At 59.1% G+C, this 2,678-nt stretch carries 3 protein-coding genes; all 3 read right to left on the bottom strand.

The annotated features are described in order from the left end of the window. On the bottom strand, positions 1–345 hold a 345-nt coding region (locus tag AC1HIY_RS06750; protein WP_479575957.1), incomplete at its 3' end, for an NAD(P)-binding domain-containing protein. Positions 346–507: 162 nt separating this feature from the next. Beyond that, positions 508–1,689, bottom strand: a complete 1,182-nt coding sequence (locus AC1HIY_RS06755; protein WP_479575958.1) for an MraY family glycosyltransferase — start codon at positions 1,687–1,689, stop codon at positions 508–510. A 613-nt stretch (positions 1,690–2,302) separates the two neighbouring features. Beyond that, the coding region (locus AC1HIY_RS06760; protein ID WP_479575959.1) for a T9SS type A sorting domain-containing protein at positions 2,303–2,678 on the bottom strand (376 nt) is incomplete at its 5' end.

Consider the following 2,678-nt stretch of genomic DNA (forward strand, 5'->3'; position numbering starts at 1 on the left):
GAGGATGATCAGTTGTCCTTCGTGCAGGTGCGCCGCGAGCGCTTCGGTCGCCGAGCGGATGTACGACGTGTCGGGGTCCTTGTTGGGGTTGACCGGCGTGGGCACGCAGATGAAGACCACGTCCGCCGCTCCCATCGACGCAAAATGATCTTCGGCCCGGAAGCGATTCGCTTCGACGGCTTTCCGCAACGCCTCGTCTTCGACGTCCTGAATGTAGTTCCGTCCCTCATTGAGTCGCAGAACCCGTTCCGTATTGAGATCGACGCCGAGGGTGCGGAAGCCCTTACCGGCATACTCCATCGCCAGCGGCAGCCCCACGTATCCGAGGCCGACGACCCCGATCACGGCTTCTTTTCTTTGTATCCGTTCACGAAGTGTCTCCCGTGCGGTCGCGCCGGAAGGAGCATGACCGTTGGCGCCGATATTCGAGGTCTCTTGTGTAAACATGGGACAATGATCAATTCGACTGATGGATAAGCAGACGCTCGCTCTTTGAGAGCTCTGAACCTACGAAACGGGTTCGAAGGCCCCCGAATCATCGGAAACGTTCGCATGCATCTCATGCACGTCGCCGTATCCGTCTCCTTCAGGGGAGGCGTCGCTCGCTGCAACGGCGGGCGCTTCCTCGATCAGGGGCGGAGCGTACGGCTGGCGGAAGGACCGGAGTCGCACCAATCCGATGCACGCCAGCAACACTGCCAGGCCAAAGAGCAGGAACCCCGTGATCTCCGAAGCCAACGCCATGAACACAGCAATCGTGCCAAAGGCCGCCGCCACGGCGTACAGCCAGAGCACGGCCTGCCGCTGCGGCCATCGCCGGACCATGCGATGGTGGATGTGGTCGTTGTCCGGCGCAAAAATCGCCCGCCCGCTGATCAGCCGCCGAAAGATCGAGAAACCCGTGTCGAGCAGGGGCAGCCCCATGACCACCACGAGGGTCAGGAAAGAGAGCACGGGGTCGAGGCTCGCCTGCCCTTCCAGAGAATAGGCGGCCAGCATAAAGCCGAGGAACAGGCTGCCCGAGTCTCCCATGAAGATTCTGGCCGGATTAAAATTATAGACCAGGAACCCGGCCAACCCGCCGACCATGACGAGCGCGGGGAGCACGACTACGATGCCGCCGTGGAAGCTGAAAATCAGAGCCAGATAGGCAAACGCGATGATGGAAACGCCGGCCGCCAACCCGTCGAGCCCGTCGATCAAGTTAATGGCATTAATCACCGCGACGATCCACAGCACCGTCAGGGGGATAGAGAGGAGCGCCTGTTGAAACGGATCACCTCCCACGAACGGGAGTCCGGAGACATCGATGCGATAGCCCGCAAACAGCAACGCGTAGGCGACCCCCAGTTGAACGACGAACTTGGCTTTGAAGTCCAGACCCTTGATGTCGTCATAGATGCCCGTGATGAGCATCACGAGTGCGCCGCCCCAGAGGACCGGCGGAGGCGCGGCCACCTCGAACGGCAGCCAGCGTTGAGCGAGAAACAGAACAGCCATCCCGGCGGCGTATCCAAAAGCAATGCCCACCCCGCCCAGCGTCGCCGTGGGCGCGCGGTGGTTCTTCCGAACGCCATCGGGATCATCGACCCATCCCCGCCTCATCGCCACCCGACGAATGTGGGGGATCAGAACGAGCGTCGCGGTCAGAGACAGGGCGAATACTCCTGCAACTACCAGATATTCCATAGTTAAGGGGGTATACTACAACGGGACGGTTGGGGAACGACCCATCGTTAGGGGGGATGGTCGCGAACAATCAAGGATAGGACTCAAGAGTCCTGCATGATCCTTCTTCAGCTTTATCCGGGATGATCCTCTATCCGGTCAAATGCTTTCGGTCTATCCCTGGACCCGGATAGGGTTCCAATGTAGAATGATGCCGGTCTAGAGGCCGTTCAACGTGACCAGAGGACGGAAGAGAGAAGTTAGTTCAGCCTTCCTGTTCGCCCGTAAGCGCTCTTTACTGTGAAGCTTTTGTGCGGACCAGGAGCTTATTGTTCAGAACAGAGACGCGCGACGCAAAATCGTCTCTTTTCCATCCAAAGCCTCGTCGGAAAATCATGCGCACCCATGCCGGACCGACAGAATGCATCTCCATTAAGAACGATCATTTTTGAAGTACTTGCGCCTTTGATCGATTTTCAACGCTCGATTGTGAAGTGCAGGAAAACACTCATGAAAAACGTATTCAGGGCCTACAGGAAAATAACCGCCAAGCCCTGTGAAAGCAAATTCGTTACAACATTCGCCCTTCAAAAAGCGCTTCCAAAGACGTAAAAAGCTAGGAATTACCTGTTTTTCACTTGACGAGCATGACCTGTCGCGTGGCCTCGAAACGCTCGCCCCGGGCGCGGATGAAGTACAGCCCGCTCCCCAGCCTCGATCCGTCGAAGACCAGTTCCTGCCTCTGACCCGCCTTCACCAAGCCTCGATGCAGCACGCCCACCCGGCGGCCCGTCACGTCGTAGACCGACACCTCCACCTGCTCCGTCTCACGGACCGACAGCTCAAGGCGCGTCACCGGATTGAACGGGTTCGGATACGCCTCACCCAGCGCGAACGCCTCCGGCAAGGAGACCTCCACCTCCACCTCGGCGCTGTAGGCGAACGAACCGTCGAAGTCGACCTGCTTGAGGCGGAAGCGATGCGCCCCCGGCGCGAGGTCCTCGACGCGA

The organism is Rhodocaloribacter sp., from assembly GCF_056451265.1.